This is a genomic window from Roseibacillus ishigakijimensis, from assembly GCF_016595415.1.
Taxonomy (GTDB): Bacteria; Verrucomicrobiota; Verrucomicrobiia; order Verrucomicrobiales; family Akkermansiaceae; genus Roseibacillus; species Roseibacillus ishigakijimensis.
On sequence record NZ_JAENIO010000059.1, the window covers coordinates 1 to 19,124 of the forward strand.

Genomic DNA, 19,124 nt, shown 5'->3' on the forward strand with positions numbered 1-19,124 from the left:
AACACTCCTCGATCGGCTACCAAACCCCGGTCGCATTCGAGAGCAACTTCTACAAAAACTAAACCAAAAGTGGTCCAAAAATCCCTTGCACCTCATTTCGATATGCGCTCCTGAACGAAGAGCCGAGTTTCTGTGAGGTCGGCGTGTTCACTGAGCACTGCGGCTATCACATCTTCCCCCTCGGTGGCACCCACGTAGCTCGAATAGAAGAATGAGAACTGACGAAGTAGAGATTCTGAGCGACCAGACGAACGCCGCAGTGATGCGCCATCCCGGGCGGAAGTTCCCGGGCATCCTGGTTCAGGGCGATACCATGAGCAATTTTTGCAGACTGGCCGACGACGCTTGCCGAAGCCTGAAGGAGGGCGACACAGAGGAGGCCTATGATGAACTGAACGAACTCAGGAATATGCTTTGGGGACAGCTGAATCACTACAAGAGTGTTTTGGGCGAGCATAATATTCCGCTACCGTTCAGCGACCAAAACGCATAACAAGTCGCGGATGATCAACTGCCTGCCCGCGCCGAGTCGAAAGCCAAATGACCATTCAACCCTCAACCCCAGAGTCGGAGCGCGCTGTCGGCAGGCAGTGACATCGCTTTGACGTTCTGCAAAAAATTGAGTCAATCGATGGGCAAAGTAGTTTTATCGATTTAGAAGTGGCGGAATTCAGAGGTAGGTTTCAGTCATGCAGGAAAACGAAGAGGTGAACCAACTCAGTCCGCAGATGAATCGGACCAAGGTTGCCATCATTATCGCATTATTGAATATCGCAGGAGTCGCGCTACTGCTTTTTCTACTACTTATTGCAGGCTTCCAGAGCTTCTCACAGAATACTTCTGACCAGAGAGAATCAATCGAATCTCTGCTTTTTGTGTTTAATCCATTTCTTGGAGGATGCCTGAAGGAGGGGCCCTCGGCTCTTGGTCGAGGAGCGGCCATAGTCGTTCTCTGGGCTTCTTGTATCGGTTACATATTGAGCATCATGCTTTTTAGAGTTAAGGTGTTTGAGATAGTAGCTCACGGAAGAGAACCACGAAATGACTACTGTATCCAGAACCGGCAGAACAAACCACTGAGGCCAACTGACAAGTGATTTTTAGGCAAACTGTTCACGGAGTTTGGGGTGGGATTTCTTGATGATTTCGGTGGTTTTGAGGTCGCGCCGAGTGTTGTCTTTCCACATTCTTTGGACATATCATCGGGCCGGCAGGGGCCTTCTACGATACGCTGGTGGAAGTGGGACAGACTTGGACGACGTCCTCACGGGACTCTGCGTTCTGGTGACTAGCCGAGAGGGTGGGCAAACCATCGACAAAGAGGGCGGAGGCGGCTAGGACTGGGGCATGAATTTTGAACGCTTCACGGGCGGGTTTGCCGCGACCAATGGCTACCTGTTGCAAAAGGACGGAACCCATGTCCTCGTCGATGCTCCGGCGGGCTCCTTCGACTGGTTGCAAAAGCTGGGGATCACTCCTGATGCCCTGCTCCTGACCCACCAGCATTTCGATCATGTGGAGGATGCTTCGCTCTTCGATTGTCCCCGCTATGCCTTCGCTCCCTTTTCCCGCGACCTCATTCTCGATCAACGGGCCCGGGACTGGGGGTTGCCGGTCACAGTGGAGGAATTTGCGGTCAGCGAACTCCTCGAAGGCCGCTCCCAATTGACAGTGGGGCCCTTCACTTTCGAGCTCAGGCACGTGCCCGGACATTCGCCGGACTCGCTCGTCTTTTCTCTGCCCGTGGAGGAACTGGCCTTGGTCGGCGACACCATTTTTCAGGGCAGCTACGGCCGCACCGACCTGCCGGGCGGTGATGAAGCCCTTCTCTTCTCGGGCATTCGCGAGAAATTACTCACTCTGCCGGAAGCGACCACCTTCTATCCCGGCCATGGTGAACCCACCACCCCGGGTGCCGAGCGAGCCTTCTTCTAGCCTTCACTCGCCGACGACCGCGACCACGATTTCGCGACGATGGGGCGCGCGGCGGTGCTCGAAGAGGAAGAGTCCCTGCCAAGTGCCGAGGGTGAGGCGACCGTTCATCACCGGCACGACCTCACTGGTGCCGGTGAGAGTCATGCGAATGTGGCTGGGCATATCATCCGGCCCCTCGTGGGTGTGGATGAAGTAGTCGCAATTCTCCGGGGCCAGGCGGTCGAAATACGCTTTCAGGTCGGTGCGGGCGGAAGGATCGGCGTTTTCCATAATGACCAGGCTCGCGCTGGTGTGCCGGACAAAGACCGTGGCCGTGCCGTGGCAAATGCCGGAATCCGCCACCACGCGCTCGACTTGAGCGGTGATTTCGGTCGTGCCTTTTCCGTGAGTCGAAAGGGTGAAAGTTGCCGTGTGTGCAGCCATGGGACCGTTTTGCCCCAATCCCACCACCGGGTCCAAGCTCTTTCCTTTCTTTAAAAAAATGTCCCGCTGACCCCTATCTCTCTTTGCCAGCGCCGCTTTCAGAGTGATAATAGGGCTCTTGCCTGACAATTCCCCATCCCCCGACGATCCCCGCGAACCATCTGCCGAGAAAAAGCCCCGCAGCAGAGGCAAGGGCTGTTTGGCTCGCTTGGGCATTCTGGCCCTGCTTTTCATTGCCCTGCTGGCTGGTCTTTTACTCTGGCTTAATGGGCCGGGCTACCGCTGGCTGGCCCACAAATACGGTCCCGATTTTTTGGCCCAAAAGGGGTTTGCCGCTGACTTCGAACTCGCGGGCACTCTCTGGGATGGCCCCCTGGTCAAGCATCTGGAGCTGCACTGCGCCACCACGCCCCTGAAGCACTTGCGGGTGGAGAATCTCAAGCTGAGCTATGATCCTTGGCAGCTGAAGGATCTGCGTATCGAGGGGCTGACAGCCGATGTGCTGCGGGTGGACCTCGATTTGTCGCAGACGGTGGAAAAGGAGGAAGCGGAACCCGAGCCCGAAAGTGGAGAGTCGGCGACTCTAGCGGAAACCCTCGCCAAATACCGCCCCCTGGCCCTAGCGCCCGAACTACGCATTGGGCAGCTGGATGTGCACGTGCATCGTGGGGAGCAAAATTTCTACCAGTTGGAAGGAGCCCAGCTTTCCCACCCCGCCGGGAGTGAGGTCTTTCAGCTGGAGCCGGGCCAGTTGACCGATTTTGAAAACGAAAAAGCACAACCCGCGATGGCGGAGATCGAGTGGTTGCCTGATCGTCTTTCCCTCCGCTCCGTGCCACTGGCGCGGCAACTGACCTTAGAAGACATCGAATTGGTTCCCGAGCCCCTGACCTTGACGGGAAGGATCACGGCCTACGACAGCCTCTTCACCATCGATACCGACTTGCGTTCGCGGGTCACGCTGGCACTGGAGGACGAACCCCTGGGCTTGGGGCCCTTCTTTGCCCTCGTGCCGGCCACCGAAGGCGTGGACTCCTGGCTCAGCGAACTGCGAGTCAATGCCCAGCACCTCGACCAAGGATTCTCCGCCTGGACGATCGACTTGAAAGCCACTCTGGAGGACACCGTGGTGGACCAGCGCATCATCCCCACCACCAGCCTGGCCTTGCTGAAAGAACACCGGGAGCTGGACACCCGCTTCCGCTTTGCCCTGCCTGCCGGGCAAAAGCTGACCGAACAATTTTTGGACATCAGGACCGTCTTCTCGGGAGACAGCGCGGACAATCCGGCCACTTTTTGGCAAAATTCCCGCTCTGACGTGACTACCGAACTGCCGTCCATCGCCTCCTTTCTGGCCGGACTGGCCATTCCGCTGCGACTTCCCGAGCCCCCCGATGGCTGGCCGGAAGGAGAAGCCCTTCTGCTTGCCACCGCCAACTTGGAGAATGGAGAACCCAGTGCTTCCAGGATTTCCCTCACCTTCAACGAACTCTCCTGGGCCGAGGCCACCCTGCGCCGGGGGGAGCTGACCCTGGCTTTCACCGACCTCGAGTCCGCACTCCAAGCCGACCTTTTCATTGAGCAAAGCGAGAACTCTCTCCTCACCTCTACCGCCAGCTACCATCCCGAAGAGCAGAGCTATGCGGCCAAATTTTCGGCGGATGGCTTCCGGGCGGAGACCTTGCAACCCTTCATCGGCCTCTCTCTTGGCGAAGCGCCGCTCTCCGGTCGCATCAGCATGGACTGGGAAGGGCAAGGGGTTCTGCCGGACTCATCGAGTCACCAGGGTTCCCTGTCCTTCCACCAAACGGAAATCACCCTCCAGGATCGCGAACCCATCCAACTGGCGCTCGCCGCCAGCTACGAAGGCATGGAAACCGTGCGCCTACCCAAGCTGGAAGTCCAGCAGGGTGACCAGCGCGCGGCCACGGAGGCTTACTGGGACGGCAAGCGGCTTGAGATTCCCCGACTGGAACTTTTCAAAGCCGGTCAGCAGCTGGTCACCGGCACCGTCTCCGTCCCCCTGGCCCTGGACATGGACTTCAAGAACTACCTCCAGCTCGACGAAAGCTGGAACGTGGAATTGCAGGCCGAGAGCCTCGATGTCGCCGAGACGGCCGGCCTTTTTGCCCTGACTTTACCCAAGGGCTTGCAAGCGCAGCTCGATCTCGATGTCTCGGTGGCCGGTTCTCCCGCCGAACCGACCCTCGCGGGGAAAGTGCAGATTGCCGGGCTTTCCTTGGCCGAAATCGAAGAAGTGCCAGTCACCGGAGCCCGCTTGGCGTGGGCGACGGCAGGGCAAACCCTCACCTTGGATGGCACCATCGAGCCCGAAGGCCGCAATGCCATCGTCATCAACGGCAGCACGGGATTTTTCCCCAAGAAATGGGCGGAAAATCCAGAGAGTTTTTTGGAGGAAAGCTTCACCTTGCGAGCAAACGCACCGCAGGTCGAGTTGGCTCCCTTTGCCGAACTCTCTCCCAAGGTCAAGCTGCTCGATGGCCGTCTTGCCCTGCAGGTGCAAGCCGACGGAACCTATCGCGAGCCCAATCTGACGGGCTCGCTGAAGCTGGACCTTCCCCAGGCGCGCTTCGACATCGAGCGTTTTCGCCGGGTGCGCGAAACCCGCGCCGAGATTCTCTTCGCCGACGACGTGGTCACCATCCAGCCCTTTACGACCTCCACCGATGGCGGCGTCTTCACTCTCACCGGCACGATCGACTTGGAGGACACTTCTGATCCCGGCTTCAATCTCCGCCTCCTCGCGGACAAGGCGCTGGTGTGGCGGGACGACAACATCAACTCGCGGGCTGACGGAGATGTGCGCCTCACCGGCACCTTGCAACAGGCCCGGATCTCCGGGGAACTGGGCGTGGTGGAGTCGCTTTTTTACAAGGACGTAGAATTACTCCCTCTCAACGTGCCGGTTTCCATGCCCAAGGCCCCCAAGCTCCCCTCGCTGGCAGCACCACGTAAAAAGAGTGGAGGGAAAAAAGACGCCTTGCCCATTCCCCTTCCCTACGGAAACTGGGAGCTGGCCTTGCGGGCCCGCACCGCCGACCCTTTCCTGGTGCGTGGCAACCTGACCAAAGGCCAGGTCACTGGAGCCCTCACCGCCACCGGCACTCTGGCCAATCCCGCTCTCAATGGCACCCTTGTCATCGAGAACTTCGAAGCGGCCCTTCCCTTTTCCACCCTCACCATCAATGATGGCCAGGCCATTTTCTCACCGGCCAACGGCTTCATTCCCGCGCTCGACATTCGGGCCCAGTCCCGCATTCCTCCCCACAATGTCGATCTCTTCATCTCGGGCAAAGCCACCTCCCCCGAGCTCTCTTTCGCGTCCAATCCCCCCTTGCCGGAGAGTGAAATCATCACCCTCCTCGCCACCGGCACCACCACCTCCGGGCTGGAGGATACGGATGCCGCGCGGGGGAAAGCCTTCCAACTCCTCATCGAACAAATCCGCCGCGCCCCTCCCGGCTCTCCTCTCCACCCCTTGGCCAAATTCGCCGACCCGCTCAAGGATGTCGAAATCCAGGTCGCCGGGGCGGATCCTTTCACGGGCAAACGCCGCAACTCGGTCACCATTCCCGTCCCCGAGAGCGATCGCTGGTTCGTCACTGCTGCGGTGGATTCCGAAAGCAACACCCGCGGGCTCGTGCTCTACATCCTCCGCTTCAACTGATGTCCTTCCCTCCTTCCAAACTCCTTCCTCCCGCTCTGGTGCTCTCGGCATTCAGCTCTCTCCTCTTCGCGCAGACGAACCCGCCGGTGACCGCCGTGCGCATCGTGGGCCTGCAGGGCATGAGCGAGGAAGAGGTGCTCGAACGACTGGGCGGGCGGCTGGACTTCATCACCTCCCGTCCCCCCTCGCGCTCGCGGGCCGACGACGCCGACTTTCTGGTCAGCAGTCTCCTGGAGAAAGAAGGGTATTCCGATGTCACCATTTCCTGGCGTATTCCCGCCGACCGCCGCTCCATCGTTCTCACGGTCAATAGTGGTCCCCGCCTTACTATTGGCGAAGTAAAAGTCGTGGGAGCCCCTGCAGGCGAAGAGGAAACCATGGCCAAGTATTTCACCGGCAGCAGCTTGCTGGGAGGAGAGACTGAGGTCCCCTACCTCCCCGGGCAAGTGGACGAGGCTTCCCGCAATACCGTCACCTACCTCAAGGCCCAGGGCTATTGGGAGGCCACCGGGCAATTGAGCCGGGTCGACCTCGATGCGCAACGCGGAAAAACCGACCTCACCATGGCGGTGACCCCCGGTCCCTTGCACACCATTGCCAGTCTGGAACTGGCGGGAGAACTGCCTCCCCAGCTGCCGAAACTGCCCCAACGCTTACAACGCTATGTGGGCAAGACCGCGACGGCCGAGACCTTGCGCGAGATCCGGGACGGCACGACGGCCGAAATGCGGGCCAAAGGCTACCAATTGGCTAGCTCTTCCCTCGTCGCCGACCACCGCGGAGGGCGCTCTTTTCTCACCCTGACCCTCGACCCCGGCTACAACTACCGGCTGCGGGGCACGGCCCTCACGGGAGGGGACGGCATGGACCTCAGCCGGGTGCGGCGACTCTTTGCCCGCCAGTCCGGCCAGCGCTACGACGAAAAGGAAATCACCAAGCTGCGCAATTCCCTTCTCGCCACGGGAGCTTTCGACTCGGTGGATCAACTGCGCGAAATCGATGAAGAGGAGCAGGCCATCGACGTCACCCTGCACTTGCGGGAAGGAAAGCCCAAAGGAATCAGCTATTACGCGGGGGCGGGGTCTTTCGAAGGATTTATTCTCGGGGCCTCCTACTATGACCGCAACTTCCTTTCCAAACTCTACAATCTCAATATCGCCGCTGAAATCTCGGGCGTCGGCTTTCTCGGCGAAGTCTCGGTCACCGATCCCTGGGTGCTGGGCTATGATCTGCGGGCCACTCCCCGCGCCTTTGCCCTCACCCGGACCTACGACGAATACCGGAAGTTCGAGACTGGATTTGGCCTCACTCTCTCCACCGATTTGACCGATAGGCAGACGCTCGAGCTCGATGCCGGACTCTCCTTCGCCACCATTGGCTCGGAAGGCCTGCCCAGCGAAGAACTGGGCGTGACGGACTACTTTCTCACCACGGTGGGGGCCACCTGGCTCTACGACGGGCGCAATTCAGGAGTTTCTCCCAGCAAAGGCTTCTTCGGCCGGGTGCGAGGCGAATTTGGCGCGGTGGGTGCGGAGGTGCCCAATGCCTTCCTCCGCCTGGAAGGCCAGGCCTCTTACCACCTCCCCCTCAACGAAGAAAGCCGCCTCGCCTTCAACCTCAAGACCGGCCTGCTCGCCCCTACCGATGGCGACGAATTGCCGGTGGATCTCCGCTACTTCATCGGCGGAGCGGATTCCGTGCGCTCATTCGCCAATCGCCAGCTCGGGCCCCAGGCCGGAGGCGAGGCCCGCGGCGGACAAGCCTTCTGGTATGCCAACGCGGAGTATGTGCGCAAGCTGGCGGGCCCGGTCTACGGCGTGGTCTTTCTCGACGCCGGCTCTCTGGATGAACTCGCCACCTCCTGGCCCTCCTTCGAGCCCAAGCTCGCGGCCGGAGCCGGTCTCCGTCTGGACCTCCCCATCGGCCCCATCCGACTGGAATACGGTCACGCGCTCAATCCCTCCGACAATGACCCCGAGGGCACCTTCCACTTTTCCATCGGGGCTTCTTTCTAGACCGGCTTGACCTTGGCAAAATCAGCGGGCTCGAGACAGCAGGGGTCGGGGGCGACGAGATGGCCTGGCGAGATTTCCACCGGAGTCAAATCAAGCCCAATAGTCTGCTCGTAATCGGGATGACCGATGCGGCTGCCAAAGGCACTACCCGCAGGAGGATTGAGCGGCGAAGGGACTTCCCCGGCCAGCACGGTGCGCTCCCTCTTCTCACCCGGATCCGGATTGGGAATGGCCGAAAAGAGGGCCTTGGTGTAGGCATGACGGGGATTCTCGTAGAGTTCATCAGCTGGAGCGGACTCCACCAATTTGCCCAGATACATCACTGCCACCCGGTCGCTGACGTGCTTCACCACCGCGAGGTCGTGGGCAATGAAGAGATAGCTCAGTCCCAGTTCCCGCTGCAGTTCGAGGAGCAAATTGATCACCTGGGCCTGCACCGAGACATCAAGCGCACTGACCGGCTCATCGAGAATGAGCAGGTCCGGATTGACCGCCAGGGCACGGGCGATGCCGATGCGTTGCCGTTGTCCCCCGCTGAATTCAAAGGGAAACTTGTGGATCGCACTCTTGGGCAGGCCCACCTGGTCCAAGAGCTCCGCCACCCGCACCCGACGCTGCCGGGCATTGCCCATGTGCTGCACCACCAGAGGCTCCCCCACCAGCTCCCCGACGTTCATGCGGGCATCGAGCGACTCGGCAGGGTCCTGGAAGACCATTTGAAAGTCCTGCCGCAATGGACGCAGAGCTCCCTGCGAAAGAGTGGTGATATCGGTGCCTTGGAAGCGGATGGTGCCCGCAGTGGGCTTGAGGAGACGCACGAGGGACTTGCCCAAGGTGGACTTGCCACAGCCACTTTCGCCCACCAGGCCCAGGGTCTCCCCTCTTCCGATGGAAAGTGATACTCCGTCAACGGCCTTCACCTCAGCCACTTTGGAGCCAAAAACTCCCCCGCGGACGGGAAAATACTGTTTCAGGTCCGTGACCTCGAGGAGGGGTTGGTTTTTCTTTTTCGCTGCTTGCTGGCTCATCCTTCGTAGCATTCTCTACACGCTTCCACCCAATGCCCGGCGGAAATCTCCACATAGGGCGGTCGCCGGTGAATCATGGTGCTGCGGCGGCCCATGCGTTGGCAAAACCGGCAGCCGGAAACAAAATCCTGAATAGAGGCCACCTGCCCCGGGATGGTATTGAGCTGACTCTTGCGCTCGTTCTCGAGGCGCGTGATGGAGTTGAGCAATCCCTTGGTGTAGGCATGGGCGGGATTTTTGAAAACTTCGGAGACCAACCCCTTTTCCACCACCCGGCCGGCATACATCACCACCACTTCTTCGCATTGTTCGGCGATAACCCCGAGGTCGTGGGTGATGAGCAGAACCGACATGCCCAACTCCTTCTGCATGTCTTCGAGAAGCTGCAAAATCTGGGCCTGCACCGTGACGTCGAGAGCCGTGGTGGGCTCATCGGCAATGACGAGGTCTGGCTCGCAACAGAGCGCCATCGCAATCATCACCCGCTGGCGCATCCCCCCGGAAAGCTGGTGGGGATAGGCCATGGCACGCTTGGCGGGATCGGGAATACCGACTCGCTCCAGCCATTCAATGGCCAGTTGGAGAGCCTTGCGGCCGCTGATCTTCCGATGCAAGCGGAGAACTTCCACCAATTGTTTCCCTACCCGCTGCACGGGATTCAGTGCCGTCATGGGCTCTTGGAAAATCACCCCGATCTCGCCGCCGCGCACCTTGCGCAAGCGCTTGTGATCGGCGGTGCGGAGGTTTTCCCCTTTGAGCAGGATCTCCCCTTCGAGGACATGACCGGACGGCTTGGGCAAAAGATCGACCAGTGACATGGCGGTGACCGTTTTTCCACAGCCCGATTCTCCCACCAGGCCCACCGACTTCCCGGCGGCAACATCAAAGCTGACTTTGTCCACGGCTCGCACCCACCCGCCATCGGTCTGAAAGCTGGTGACCAAGTCGTGAACTTCTAACAATCTCTCACTCATTCCGCAATTTCCTCCTCGATTTCAATTTCCTCGCGCTCCTCCTCGGGGGCTCCGGCCTCGACCGGCTCCTCCACCACGGCTTCCTCATCGACGGACTGGTCGGATTCTTCCACCGGGGATTCTTCCTCCCGGATGGGGGCTTCCATTTCGTCAGGCTTTTCCTCCGCAGGGGCTGGTTCTTCATCGGCCGGGAGGGATGGCTGCTCTGGCTCTTCCGCCTCCGGGGCGGGTCGGCTCACAGTGCGGTAATCCTCCACCACGCGTTCGACCTCCGGGAAGGTCCGTCCCACCCGTTTGGCCGCCAGCGTTTCCTCCTTCATTTCACTGTCGATCCAGTAGCAATAGCTCTCCATCGGGATGTAGGAGAGAGGCGGAGCAAAGTGAGTTTCCTGGGTATCGGGCCAACGCACCCAGCGCCAGGTAGCCACGCGGGCAAACTCATTGGTGTAGCCGGGGATGAAGAGATCCTCCTCCGCGACGATGAGTTGGATGCGATGGGCCACCTCGATGAGCTCATCCATGGTGCGGGCATTGCGATAGGCCTCGGTGAGGCGGTCCATCTCTTCGTTGGCATAGGAAAAGACGTTATTGGTCTGGGCCTTGCGGTTGCCTTTCTCATCGTAGGCATTGCGCGAGTGGAAATACTCGTAGTAGGCCGGAGCCGGAGGCGTGAACTGCCAGGCTGAAAAATAGATTTGGTGTTCCTTGCTGACCACTTTTTTGTAAGCGGCAGTGGGCTCCCGGCCATCGAGAATGTAGTTCACCCCGGCCTTGCGGGCCTCTTCCTTTAGAATCACCATCAATTTGGCCCGCTCCGGACTGGAGGTGAAGGTGAGGGAAAACTCCAGGCGCTGCCCGGCGGCGTTCATGAGAATGCCATCCTCATCTTCCCGGGTGTAACCCGCCTCCGCAAAGGCGGCCCGCGCCTTGTTGATGGAAAAGGGCCGGGCCGTGACCTCGGGGTGAGTGATGGCCCCATAACCGGAGGTGAAACCGTCCAAGCGGGAGAAATCACCCCGAAAAACCACGTCGATGACCTTTTCCCAATTGGTGGCCAAGGCCAATCCCCGTCGCACCATCTTGTTATCGAGCGGCTTCTCGGCGGTGTTCAAGTAGAGGCCCCAGGGAATGCGGGGGTATTGATTATACCAAGTAGTGCGCTCCACATAGCCCTTGAAAACGGCCGGCATTTCCGAACGCTCGTAATAGTATTCCGGCAAGGTGATCCCGAAGTAGTCGATCTCCCCCGCGCGAAAGAGTTCCCAGGCTTTGGTGGGATTCCGCACCACGCGATAGACCAACTTGTCGGCATTGAAGCGATAGCGATAGAACTTCCGATCCCGCAACCACCAGTCGTCCACGCGGGTCAAGGTCAGCGATTCGCCCTTGACCAAATCGCCCTCCTCCAGCCGATAGGCCGAGGAATTGGGAGGAATAACCCACTGGTAACGCTCCTCGAAGTCGGGGCCGAACTCGTCATAGAAGTGAGTAGCCCCGGGCCCGATGCCACCGCATTGGTAGGGCATGAGGGGCTTGGCCTCGGGCATGGTGATGGCCAGCTTGTCGGGGGCATAGACTGCGAATTGGGCAAATTGCTCCCGAATCGCTTGCTTGAAATAGATGCTATCCACCTGGTCAGCCAGACGCAATCGGGCCCAAGTGAGAAAGTCCTCGGCCTCGATGGGATGGCCATCATTGAATTTGGCCTCGGGATGAATTTGGAAGTAAACCGTGCGTCCATCCGGGGAGACCGCCCACTCGCGGGCGATTCCCGGCATGATGTCCTGGGTCACCGGATGGAGATGGACGAGGTAAACCTCGAGCAGATCATACATGTCGCCCCGCGCGCCATTATTGGAATTGGAGCCGAACTGGCGCACGGTGGGAGGAAAGGTGGACCAGAAATAGCGGAAAGCGCCTCCCTTTTTTGCCTTGGGATCACCGAGATCAGGCAAATCCTGCCCATCCTCCCACTCCAGATCCTGCGGCCAAGCGCTCTCATCCTTGAAGGCAAAGAAGTCTCCGAGGCTCTGCCGGAACTCGGTGCGCTCCAGCCCCCGCCGCAATTCAGCCAGACTGCTCTCAATGCGCTTCTGCTCCTCGAGCTCGCCGGCTGCGGCCAAGTCAGCTTCCTTGCGCGCAATTTCGTTCAGAGCCTCCGCCTTCTGGTCCGACAACCAGTTGACAATGTATTTGTTGTAACGCTGATAAAACTCCTCGGAATTCAATCCCAGCTTGGCCTGCTCCTGTTTCTCCTGGCAAGAAGAGAAAAGAAGACCGGCCAGCAAGGCGATCAAAAGAGGGAAAAATCGTTGAAGAATAGGGCTCATTTGTAGAAAGAGAATTTTTTCGGATCAAAGGCTTCCCGAACCGCTTCGCCGACGAAAGTGACAAGGATGAGCAAGATCACGAGAGCACAAAAGGCGGTGGCCGCGAGCCAGGGCGAGGAGAGATTCTCCAACCCCTCGCGCAAGAGCTTGCCCCAAGTGGCATAACGGGTAGGCACCCCGAAGCCCAAGTAATCGAGGGAGGCCAGCGACATCACCAGTCCCGAGATGGAAAACGGCACCAGGGTGACCACGATGGACACCGAGTTCGGCAGCAAGTGCTTGGTCAAAATCCGGGGGGTGGACGCCCCCATCACCCGCGAGGCGGCCACATAGTCGCGAGCCTTCTCCTTGAGCGCGGCTGTCCGCATGAGGTAAGTCATTCCCATCCAGCCAAAGAGCGCCAGAATGCCCACGATAATCCAGAGGCCATAGTCCTCTTTCATGCGGGCCGGCACCGACAAGCTGATAATCATGACCACGAAGAGGAAGGGAATGTTGGAGAGAATCTCGATCACCCGTTGCACGATCAAATCGAAAGTGCCGCCGAAGTAACCCATCAGCAGGCCAATGGTCACCCCCACGGCATAGACCAGAGGAATGTAGACCAAAGCGGCCTGGAAATTGGCCTGCAAGCCCCCGTAAAGGTAGGCGATGACATCATAACCCTGCGCGGTGGTCCCCAGCCAGTGCTCGCGAGAGGGCGGAGCGGGCTGGAAGTGGACACGCACCAATTCGCTGCTCTCGCGGGCGAGGAAGCGATCCACCGGCCCCGTGCCCGAGTAGCTCTCCGAGCCGATGACGAGCTTGCCCTCGCGATAGGTGGCTCCGTAGACCCGCTCCTGATTTTCATCCCAGCCCTCGGCGCGGCCATCGCGCAGACCGTCCCGGAAGCGATAGCTGAGATGGCGGAATTCCGGTTTTTCCAAATCATAGACCTTGGAAGCGTAGCCATTGAATTTGCGCTTCCCTTCATAGAGCACGCCGCCCTCTTCCTTCAAGGGAGTGGACAGAGCCGGGATGGCGTCACCGGTGGGCGCATAAGGCAAGGGAGGCATGATGACGAGGGAGTCGCTCTTTGCCGCCTTCCAATCGGCTTGCAGCTGGCCGTAGTCAGGAGGTCCACTCGCCCCCTCTCCTTCCAGACCATAGTCTTCCCCTTTCTCAATCGTGCGGGTGAACGCCGGAAAGGTCCATTGCCCTTTGTGCCGAATCGCCAGGGCTTCCGAACCCACGAGAATGAAGTCCAGCGAAGCCAAGAATCCCAAGAGCAACAAAATCACCAGGGACCAATAGCCGCGTTTGATCTCGCGAAAGCGTTGCATGCGGCGCAGGGTGAGAGGGCGGAAGCGGGTGGCCCCGGAAAAACTGGCCACCAACCATGCCCCCAGAACCCAGCTGAGAATGGTCAGGGCCCAACCAAGGTAATCGAGCGCGGTGACCGTCCAATCCGCTTTGAGATGTTGCTGAAAAATCGACCAGTTTTTGATCACATCGGCCATGGTATCGCCGACCTGAAAGCCCCAACCCACCGCCGGGAGCCGAAAGTCATTATAATAAGCGACGCCTGCCAGCGTGGCCCCCAACATGAGAATCCAACCTACCAATTTTGCCATCGTCTCTTCCTCAATTGAACTTCACGCGCGGATCGATCATCGCCACGATGAAATCCGATAAAATGTTGCCGACCACCAGCAGAAAGGCTGCGATGGTGAGAGTGCCCATGATCACCGGGGTGTCCCGGCCCTCGAGCGCTTGGAATTGCAACAAGCCGAAGCCCTGAATATCAAAAACGCTTTCAATCAGGATGCTCCCGCTGACCAAGATGGTGATGAGCTGGCCCAGGGTGGAGGCCACCGGGATGATGGAGTTGCGGAAGGCGTGCTTGAAGATGGCCCGTCGGTAGCTCACGCCCTTGGCCACCGCTGTGCGCACATAGTCGGAGGCCAGATTGTCCATGAGACTGTTCTTCATCATCATGGTGAGGAAGGCAAAGCTGCCCACCACGTAGCAGAGGAGAGGCAAGACGGTGTGATGGGCACGGTCCAGCAAGCGCTCCGGCCGCCACCATTCCAGATCGGCCAATTCGGGGGAATCGAGCCCGAACATGGGAAACCAGCCCGCCCGGGCAGCCAGATAGACCACCATCAAGGCCCCGAGGGCGAAGCCCGGCACCGCGTAGCCCACAAAGATGAGCACCGAAGAGGCATTGTCGAGGAAGGTGCGGTGTTTGATAGCCTTCACAATGCCCAGGGGCAAACAGACCGCATAGGTGATAATGGTGGTCAAAATCCCGAAATAGAGGGCCACCGGAATGCGGGAAGCAATGAGGCTGAGCACGGGATCGCCGAACTGCTTGGAGTGCCCGAAGTCGCCCTGTAGCACGCCGGAAAAGCGGGCCTGGTAGATCACCACCCGCGGCTTGTAATCGGGCGCGTCAGCCGTCTTCTTGCCCTCTCGCCGCGCCCAGCGCGCCTGGCGGTCGAGGGGACTCTCGATGCGCGCTTTCCAGCCATTCTCGCGCAAGGATTCCTCGGAATTATCGAGGTAATACATCTGCTGCACCTCGCTCCCCTCCTTACGCACGAAGACCTCGCGCCCCACCTCTTTCAGGACCACAATGGTCTCGTTGTCGGGATCGACAATGAGGTCGGAGCCCAGACTGTCTTCCCCCCGTTGGTAGAATTCACTCTTCGACAAGGCACGCTCGCGCTGCCAGAGGCCCAGCCATTGCAGATAGGCCACCACCACGGGCTTATCGTAGCCATATTCCTCCTCATTGGCTTCGATGGTCTCCTCATCCAGCCCGCCTGCCTGCTGCTGGGTGCCTCCGCTCCCTCCCCCTTCGGTGGCGATCTGGGCCTCCATCATGGCTTTTTCCAAAGGTCCCCCGGGAGCGGCCCGGGTAATGAGGAAGACGAGAAATGTCACCCCTAGCATGGTCACCGGGACCAGCAAGAGGCGGCGGAGAAAATAATCTTTCATGTAAAAATCAGCCTAGATCTAGCCGCTGAGGCGAGCCGATCAAGCAGCCATCTTGCCACCTCGATGAAAACCCCCGTCATGCGACTGAAAATCATGGCCGAACAAGAGTGATTCCGCAACCAACAATCCCACCCCAAGCCTCCGGCGGAGCACTGCTCACTGCTCCACCGAGAGCCAGTCGCCATTGGCCACCACCTCGTAGTCTTCCTGGCCCAGTTGCCACTCGTAGAGTTGGCAATCGATCTCGCGACCGCTGGCCAATTGCACCCGGGCCCACACCCGCTGATACTCCTCGTTGCTGCCGATGCCCTCGAATTCATCGAGCTCGGCAAGGGTCTCGCCATCCACTTCGTAGACCTCGCCATGAATCTCAGTCTCGCCCGTCAGCAGGAGGCCGGGATACCAATCCACTTTCACCAGGGTGCCCCGCACCGTGGCTGGACCGAGGTAGTCGGCCCGATTCATGCGCCAGGCATTGGAGGCCCCGCGCCGGAGGGCTCCATAAACGAAAACGGTTTCTCTTCCGGTCTTCATTCCTCCTCCTTTCGCCGCACCGCATCCACGGGCTGTTGGCCCACTTCTTCGCACAGGCGTTGCTTGAGGTGGTCCAGCCCTTCCCCGCTCTGGGCCGAGATGGGCAGGATTTCGATTTTGGGGAAGCGCTGCTTGAGATACTCCAGATTTTGCTGGGACTCGGGCAAATCCATCTTATTCGCGAGGATTTTCCACGGGAACTGCGCCAGAGCGGGATCGTATTCCTTGATCTCGGTGCGCAGAATCTGCAGGTCCTCGATTGGATCGCGCCCTTCCAAGCCCGACATATCAAGGACGAACAAAAGCAGATGGCACCGGGTGATGTGGCGGAGGAACTCATGTCCCAATCCCCGGTTATCATGGGCGCCTTCGATCAAACCGGGAATGTCGGCGATCGTGCAGCGTTTGAAACCGGGAAACTCGATCACTCCCACGGAGGGATTCAGAGTGGTGAAGGGATAGGAGCCCACTTTGGGCTTATTGGCGGAAAGCGCACCGACGAGAGTGGACTTGCCAGCATTGGGGAAGCCCACCAGGCCGACGTCGGCGATGCGGCGGAGCTCCAGGAAGAAGACTCCCTGTTCTCCGGGGGTGCCCAGCTCCCGTTCTTCCGGGGCTTGGTTGGTCGCGCTGCGGAAGTGCCAGTTGCCCCGCCCTCCTTTGCCAGGATGGCAGAGCACCACCCGGTCACCCGTTTTGACCAAATCGGCGATGGGCTCGACGTCGATTCCCTCGCCGTGCTCCATCTCGAGCGCTTCCTTCACCGTCTGGGCCTCGGTGCGGTAGACCACGGTCCCGGGAGGCACCTTGCCGATGGCCGGGCGGCCCCGCTTGCCGGTTTTTTTGTATTTCTGGCCCGCTTCGCCATCCTTTCCGATCAACTTGGGATCGTAGGAAAAGGCCTTGAGATTGTCCACGTGTTCGCTCACTTCCAGCACCACCTCGCCCCCATCGGCTCCATCGCCTCCGTCAGGCCCCCCCTCGGGGACAAATTTCTCGCGACGGAAGGAAATGGCTCCATTTCCCCCGTCTCCAGCCTTGGCAAAGATGCGCACGCGATCAACGAACATGCCTCTCCATGCGTCAGGAAAGGCCGGGATGCAATGCCGATTTCCGTCCGTTCCCGCTAGCTCTCCGGGCTTCTCCGCACGAGGCTCTCGAAATAGGGCGGAATGATGGTGTCGAAGGTCATCTCTTTTTTGCTAAAGGGATGCACCAGGGTGAGCGAGGCCGAGTGCAAGGCCAACCGGGGGCGCTTGCGGCCAGCCGGGCCCTTCCGGGCAGGCTTCCGAGGTGCTGCTTCCTCCTCCTCCCCGGGGGGCTCGGGAGCGCGATACTTCTTGTCCCCCACCACCGGACAGCCGACATCCGCCAGATGCACGCGAATTTGATTCTTGCGGCCGGTGAGCAGCTCGATTTCCAACAGTGAATTCCCCTGCCCCTGCTTCAGCACCCGGTAGGCGGTGCGGGCCAGCTTGCCCCGCTTCTTGTCCGGGGTGGAATAGACCTTGTGAGCCTTGTTCTCCGCCAGATAGGAGGTGATCACCCCTTCCTTTTCCGGCGGAGCGCCCTCCACTACCGCGTAATAGACTTTGCGGAATTCCGGCCACTGCTCTTGCAAAAAGTGCTTCGCCTTCTCGCTCTTGGCAAAGACCAGGACCCCGGAGGTATCGCGGTCGAGGCGATGAACGATGAAGACCCGGTGCGGGGCCTTGGGGTTCCCCTTCCGCACGTAGTCCGTCAGCAGAAAGTAGGCGGTATTCTCCCGCACCTTTTCACTACTCACAGTCAGAAGCCCGCTGGCCTTGTCCACCACCAGCAGGTCGCGATCCTCGTAGAGGAAGGTGATGCCCTTGGGATGGTATTTCTTGGGCGGCTTCTTGAAGTTCTTATCGTTGTCGGACATGGCAGGCAGGTCTTAGGCCGAAGGGACTTCCTCGTCGGCGATAATTTCGCGAAATCTCTTCACGGCAAGGGCTTTGCCACTCTCCGGGTCGACATCCACAATCAAGCCGCCCAGCTCGACGGGGCCTTTGGCAATGGGAAAGCGGGTCGGCATACCGGTGCGGAAGCGCCACACCACACTCTCCACCGCCCGGCCCAGCACGGAGTGGTGTGGACCGCACATCCCCACGTCGGAGATGGCCGCCGTGCCCCCAGGCAAGAGGCGCTCGTCGGCCGTCTGCACATGAGTATGGGTGCCCGCCACTGCCGAGACTTTGCCATCCAGGTGATGGCCAAAAGCGATTTTCTCACTGGTCGCCTCGGCGTGGAAGTCGACGAAGATAACCTTCACCCCCTGCTCCCGCAGACGGTCCACCTCCTCCTCCGCGCGCACGAAGGGATCCTCCAGCGGAGGTTGCATGAAGACCCGTCCCTGGGCATTGACGACTCCCACTTTGCCCTTGTCGGTTTCCAGCACCACGCTGCCTGCTCCCGCCGTGCCCGCAGGCCAGTTCAGGGGGCGCAAGAGCCGGGGCTCGATCGCAAAGTAGTCGACAATCTCCTTCTGATCCCAGACGTGATCGCCCGTGGTGACCACTGCGATGCCCGCTCGCAGAAGCTCAATGCACAACTTCGGCGTGATGCCGCGACCGCCCGCGATATTTTCCCCATTGGCGATGACAAAGTCGATCCCTTCCTCTTTCCGCAGAGAAGGCAGACGCTCAAACACCGTCGAGCGCCCCGGCTCCCCCACAATATCTCCTAAAAATAAAATTCGCATCACCTCGGCCATGGCGGCCAGCAAAGCCTAGGATCACGCGGTCGGCAATGCGCAAGTGTATTCACAAAAAGAGACTGGCAATTGCCGCACTCATCAGGTTCGAGCCCGTGGCCGCAGCCACCGCGAGCAAGCCCAGCCGGGCGATGTCGGGCCGCCGCTGAGGCACAAGCACTCCCAGCCCCCCGAGAAGAATGGCAATGGAGGACAGGTTGGCAAAACCACAGAGGGCAAAGGTGAGAATACCATGACTGCGCGGGCTCAGGCTGTCCTCCCCGGCCATGAGGCCGCTCAAATTGCCAAAGGCGACAAACTCGTTGGCCACAAGCTTGGTCCCAATCAAACTCCCACCCGCAGTGGCCTCCGCCCAGGGAATGCCGATGACCCAGGCCACCGGAGCGAGAAGAGTGCCCAGCAGAAGCTCCAGCGACCAATCTTGCCGGAACCAGCCGCCGACTTCTCCCAGGCCCAGATTGATCACGGCGATGAGGCC

General features: G+C 59.8%; 16 protein-coding genes. 5 read left to right on the forward strand and 11 right to left on the reverse strand.

Features of this window, described 5'->3' with window-relative positions:
- Positions 1-211 precede the first annotated feature (211 nt).
- The 3 genes from JIN78_RS15735 to JIN78_RS15745 all read left to right on the forward strand — a co-directional run bounded on the left by JIN78_RS15735 (position 212) and on the right by JIN78_RS15745 (position 1,935).
- Positions 212-493 (forward strand): DUF6959 family protein, encoded by a 282-nt coding sequence (locus JIN78_RS15735; protein ID WP_200392955.1) that lies wholly within the window; start codon positions 212-214, stop codon positions 491-493.
- A gap of 235 nt (positions 494-728) precedes the next feature.
- A complete protein-coding gene (locus JIN78_RS15740) occupies positions 729-1,097 on the forward strand; it encodes a hypothetical protein (protein ID WP_200392956.1) in 369 nt (122 codons plus the stop codon).
- Between the two features lie 250 nt (positions 1,098-1,347).
- Positions 1,348-1,935: an MBL fold metallo-hydrolase gene (locus JIN78_RS15745; protein ID WP_200392957.1), complete on the forward strand. Its 588-nt coding sequence runs from the start codon at positions 1,348-1,350 to the stop codon at positions 1,933-1,935.
- Between the two features lie 3 nt (positions 1,936-1,938).
- On the opposite strand, the gene JIN78_RS15750 is transcribed toward JIN78_RS15745, so the two are convergent.
- Positions 1,939-2,358 (reverse strand): secondary thiamine-phosphate synthase enzyme YjbQ, encoded by a 420-nt coding sequence (locus tag JIN78_RS15750; RefSeq protein WP_200392958.1) that lies wholly within the window; start codon positions 2,356-2,358, stop codon positions 1,939-1,941.
- A 118-nt stretch (positions 2,359-2,476) separates the two neighbouring features.
- Between JIN78_RS15750 and JIN78_RS15755 the strand changes: the two genes are divergently transcribed.
- On the forward strand, positions 2,477-6,046 hold the full coding sequence (locus tag JIN78_RS15755) for a translocation/assembly module TamB domain-containing protein (protein ID WP_200392959.1): 3,570 nt from the start codon (positions 2,477-2,479) through the stop codon (positions 6,044-6,046).
- Positions 6,046-8,061, forward strand: coding sequence for a BamA/OMP85 family outer membrane protein (locus JIN78_RS15760; protein WP_200392960.1), 2,016 nt, complete (start codon positions 6,046-6,048; stop codon positions 8,059-8,061). The genes JIN78_RS15755 and JIN78_RS15760 overlap by 1 nt, the downstream gene beginning before the upstream one ends.
- Here the strand turns inward: JIN78_RS15760 and JIN78_RS15765 are convergent.
- The 10 genes from JIN78_RS15765 to JIN78_RS15810 form a co-directional block, all read right to left on the reverse strand.
- A complete protein-coding gene (locus JIN78_RS15765) occupies positions 8,058-9,089 on the reverse strand; it encodes an ABC transporter ATP-binding protein (RefSeq protein ID WP_200392961.1) in 1,032 nt (343 codons plus the stop codon). The two genes, JIN78_RS15760 and JIN78_RS15765, sit on opposite strands and share 4 nt — an antisense overlap.
- Positions 9,086-10,063 (reverse strand): ABC transporter ATP-binding protein, encoded by a 978-nt coding sequence (locus tag JIN78_RS15770; RefSeq protein WP_200392962.1) that lies wholly within the window; start codon positions 10,061-10,063, stop codon positions 9,086-9,088. Before JIN78_RS15770 ends, JIN78_RS15765 begins: the two co-directional genes overlap by 4 nt.
- Positions 10,060-12,393 carry an ABC transporter substrate-binding protein gene (locus JIN78_RS15775; RefSeq protein ID WP_200392963.1) on the reverse strand — a complete coding sequence of 778 codons (2,334 nt, stop codon included), beginning with the start codon at positions 12,391-12,393 and terminating at the stop codon, positions 10,060-10,062. The genes JIN78_RS15770 and JIN78_RS15775 overlap by 4 nt, the downstream gene beginning before the upstream one ends.
- Complete coding sequence (locus JIN78_RS15780; protein WP_200392964.1) at positions 12,390-14,006, reverse strand: ABC transporter permease subunit; 1,617 nt, start codon at positions 14,004-14,006, stop codon at positions 12,390-12,392. Before JIN78_RS15780 ends, JIN78_RS15775 begins: the two co-directional genes overlap by 4 nt.
- A gap of 10 nt (positions 14,007-14,016) precedes the next feature.
- On the reverse strand, positions 14,017-15,375 hold the full coding sequence (locus tag JIN78_RS15785; RefSeq protein WP_200392965.1) for an ABC transporter permease: 1,359 nt from the start codon (positions 15,373-15,375) through the stop codon (positions 14,017-14,019).
- 156 nt (positions 15,376-15,531) lie between these two features.
- On the reverse strand, positions 15,532-15,909 hold the full coding sequence (locus JIN78_RS15790) for a gamma-glutamylcyclotransferase family protein (protein WP_200392966.1): 378 nt from the start codon (positions 15,907-15,909) through the stop codon (positions 15,532-15,534).
- The gene (gene obgE, locus JIN78_RS15795; protein ID WP_200392967.1) at positions 15,906-16,979 is read right to left on the reverse strand and encodes a GTPase ObgE; all 1,074 of its coding nucleotides are present in this window, start codon (positions 16,977-16,979) and stop codon (positions 15,906-15,908) included. The genes JIN78_RS15790 and obgE overlap by 4 nt, the downstream gene beginning before the upstream one ends.
- 56 nt (positions 16,980-17,035) lie before the next feature.
- Positions 17,036-17,815, reverse strand: coding sequence for an RluA family pseudouridine synthase (locus JIN78_RS15800; RefSeq protein WP_200392968.1), 780 nt, complete (start codon positions 17,813-17,815; stop codon positions 17,036-17,038).
- A 12-nt stretch (positions 17,816-17,827) separates the two neighbouring features.
- The gene (locus JIN78_RS15805; RefSeq protein ID WP_200392969.1) at positions 17,828-18,634 is read right to left on the reverse strand and encodes a TIGR00282 family metallophosphoesterase; all 807 of its coding nucleotides are present in this window, start codon (positions 18,632-18,634) and stop codon (positions 17,828-17,830) included.
- A gap of 61 nt (positions 18,635-18,695) precedes the next feature.
- On the reverse strand, positions 18,696-19,124 hold a 429-nt coding region (locus JIN78_RS15810), incomplete at its 5' end, for a nucleoside transporter C-terminal domain-containing protein (protein WP_307833016.1).